Source organism: Burkholderia sp. E168m15 (assembly GCF_016586105.1).
GTDB classification, from domain to species: Bacteria; Pseudomonadota; Gammaproteobacteria; order Burkholderiales; family Burkholderiaceae; genus Burkholderia; species Burkholderia orbicola.
The window spans coordinates 1-3399 of record NZ_BCPO01000097.1 but is presented as its reverse complement, the minus strand read 5'-3'; the positions used below and the strand labels follow the sequence as shown (position 1 = coordinate 3399).

The 3399-nt window shown below is 62.6% G+C and carries 1 protein-coding gene and 1 pseudogene; both read left to right on the top strand.

Going from position 1 to position 3399, the window contains the following annotated elements:
* A pseudogene (locus JMF86_RS16350) lies at window positions 1-427 on the top strand (ferritin-like domain-containing protein); the annotation flags it as partial.
* A 962-nt stretch (window positions 428-1389) separates the two neighbouring features.
* Window positions 1390-3399: ESPR-type extended signal peptide-containing protein (locus JMF86_RS16345; protein ID WP_269189818.1), on the top strand; the 2010-nt coding region annotated here is incomplete at its 3' end.

Genomic DNA, 3399 nt, shown 5'->3' with positions numbered 1-3399 from the left:
CGGCCTGTTCCGCTCCGCGCAGCGCTCCGGCTATTTCCCGCCTGAGCTGGTCGAGACCTTCGAGCCCGTGATCCAGGAAGAAGGCCGCCACATCCTGTTCTTCGTGAACTGGTACGCGTGGTACTGGCGCACGATGCCGTGGTGGCGCCGGCCGTGGTTCTTCGCACGGGTGGCGGCCGTGTGGGTGCAACTGATCCGCGACCGCATGAGCATCGCGCGCGGCATCGATGCCGACGGCGCAGCCCGTGACGCGAATTTCCCGGCGACCGGCACCGCCGACATCGGCGATGCGCTGAACCCGCGCGAGCTGATCGAGCTGTGTCTCGTGGAGAACGACCGGCGGATGGCCGGTTACGACAAGCGCCTGCTGCGCCCGATGTTCGTGCCGCGGATGGCGCGGTTCGCGCTGCGGTTTCTGAAGAAGTGAAGTCGGGCGCTTGCCGCGGGTCAGGCGGCAAGCGCCCGGTTCGGTCCACGCCCGTGGGCCGACTGTGGCGCGTCCGATACATTCGATCAATCCCTATTTTTCTTCGACACGTCGCGCCGTCCTCGGCATGACTGACAAATTGCCGCACCCCGGATCTGACATTTCGACCGCCTCCGGTTCGACACCGACCCGCGGTCTTTGACGACCTGTCGGCATCCCCTGAAATCCCCGCCGCGAGCGCGTCCGCTCAGCTTCCCGCATGCGTGCCGATTCCCCCTTGATACCGATGCCAGCGCAATCGTCAATAGGACGAATCCGATAAATTGACGCGGACCGTTTCATTTTTCGCCCTGTAGCACTTTTTTACAACTTCGTGCAGCTGGGCGGCCCGGAACGCCCGTCACACGGGCGCCCGCGCCGGACAAGATGCGCAAATCAGCATAATCCAACGCTCCCCGCATCAGATAAATTCAATTAATTGATAATCCATAAATAGAAAAACAAACTCAACAAAAGAAAATTTATTAACAGGTTAATAATATGGAAAATGCATTATCAACCAACACACCAATAGACATTACAATCATGAAAGAATTTGGTCGCTCGCAAACGTTTGCTATTTCATTTGTCTTACTTTTGGAGCATCCCGATGTGTAACCTGGCGCACAAAACCAATGTAAGTTCTTGATTTTTATATGAAAACAAAGAGCGCTCAAGAAAAAATCAAACCCGACACGACACATTCTTACAGCTTTCAAATTCATTCTTCCCCAGTACATCAAAACACGGCTCATTAACCATTCTTTAACTTTCCAATCCCTTCATTTATCACTGTTTGTCAATCTCTAAAATCCACCTCCAATAAACTCCGCCCATCAATTTTGAGATTCGCGCGAGCGCACGGAGTAATCCTCTAACAAAAGAGACCGGTGTGTGGCGTGCACATTTGGAGGTAGCAGGACATGAACCGCACATACCGCTCGATCTGGAACGAAGCTCTTGGCGCCTGGGTCGCGGCATCGGAACACGATTCGGCACGGGGCAAGCCGAACAAGTCGGCCGTCGTGGTGGCAGCAGTCGCGGCCTTGGCGATCAGTCTGCCCGGCTTGGCCGAGGCCAACACGCTCAACACACAGCAGACCTGCTTCACGGGCAGCAACGGCGCGGTCGGCCGCGTCAACCCGGGTGGCACGCAAAACCAGGCTGGCGATGGCTCCGGAACGTATTCGGTCGTAGCCGGGTGTAACTCCAACGGCAATGGCTGGACCGGTGTCACGGTATACGGCTCGTTCGCGCAGGCGACCGGCAACGGCGCCGTCGCCACCGGTATGCAATCGTCGGCCGGCCTCTGGGGTGTCGCGGCCGGTCTCGAAACCACCGCCAGCGGCGCCGCCGCAACCGCCCTCGGCTTCGGTTCGACGGCCAGCGCGCTGAACTCGGTCGCGATCGGCGGCGCGGGCGGCGACGGTACGACGCCGCTGTCGCAGGCCAACTCGACGCTCGCCTCGGGTGCGGGTTCGATCGCCATCGGCAGCAACGCAACGAAGGGCGCTCAATCGGCCGCCTCGGACGGTATCGCGATCGGCGGGCAATCGTCCGTCGCGTCGACCGCCACGTCGGGAATCGCAGTCGGTCGCGGTGCGACCGTCAATGGTGCGTACGGCATCGCGCAAGGCGACGGCGTCGTCTCCGGCGCAACGGGCCGGAACGTGGCGATCGGCTCGTCCGGTACCACCGCGAACGGCGCCACGGCCGCCGGCGGCGCGGTCGCGATCGGCCGAGGCCAGGTCGCGACCGGCGACGGCGCCGTTGCGATCGGCGATCCGAACAGCGCCACCGGCACGGGCGCGCTGGCAATCGGCGCAAACGACACGTCGAACGGTTCCGGCGCCATCGCGCTTGGCAACAGCAACTCGGCGAGCGGCACGGGTTCCGTCGCGCTCGGCAACAGCAGCACGGCAACCAACAGCGCCGTCGCAATCGGCAGCTCGGCGTCGGCAACGGGCACCAACGGCGCGATCGCCATCGGCAACGCCGCGACCGCGAACGGTACCGGCGCGATCGCGCTCGGTAACGTCGGCAGCTTCGCCGCCAAGTCGCTGGCTACCGGCACGGACGCACTCGCGCTCGGTAACGGCTCGACGGCCAGCGGCAGCGCCGGCGCGGTCGCGGTCGGCGCGGCGGCCGTGGCGTCTGGAAGCTATGGCACGGCACTCGGTTCGAATTCGACCGCAAGCGTCGCAAACTCGGTCGCCCTCGGCTACAACGCGCTGACGACCAGTGCGGCAACGGCGACGTCCGGCGGCACCACCACCGTCAGCAACGCCACGATCGGCGGTCAGACATTCGGCAACTTCGCCGGCTCCAATTCGGCGGGCGGTGTCGTCAGCGTCGGGCAGTCGGGCTCGGAACGCCGTATCCAGAACGTCGCGGCGGGCCTCGTCACGGCCACCAGCACCGACGCGATCAACGGCAGCCAGCTCTATTCGGTTGCGAGCACGACGACGTCGAGCATCACGAGCCTGTCGACGTCGGCGTCGACGGGGCTGTCGTCGGCTAACAGCTCGATTTCGTCGCTGTCGACTTCCACGTCGACTGGTCTTTCGTCGGCTACGAGTTCCATCGGTTCGCTGTCCACGGGCCTGAGCTCGACCAATAGCTCGGTTACCTCGCTTTCCACGTCGGCTTCGACGGGTCTGTCGTCGGCCAATAGCTCGATCACGTCGCTGTCGACTTCCACGTCGACTGGTCTTTCGTCGGCCACGAGCTCCATCGGCTCGTTGTCCACCGGCCTGAGCTCGACCAACAGCTCGGTTACCTCACTTTCCACGTCGGCGTCGACGGGGCTGTCGTCGGCTAACAGCTCGATTTCGTCGCTGTCGACTTCCACGTCGACTGGTCTTTCGTCCGCTACGAGTTCCATCGGTTCGCTGTCCACGGGCCTGAGCTCGACCAATAGCTCGGTTACCTCG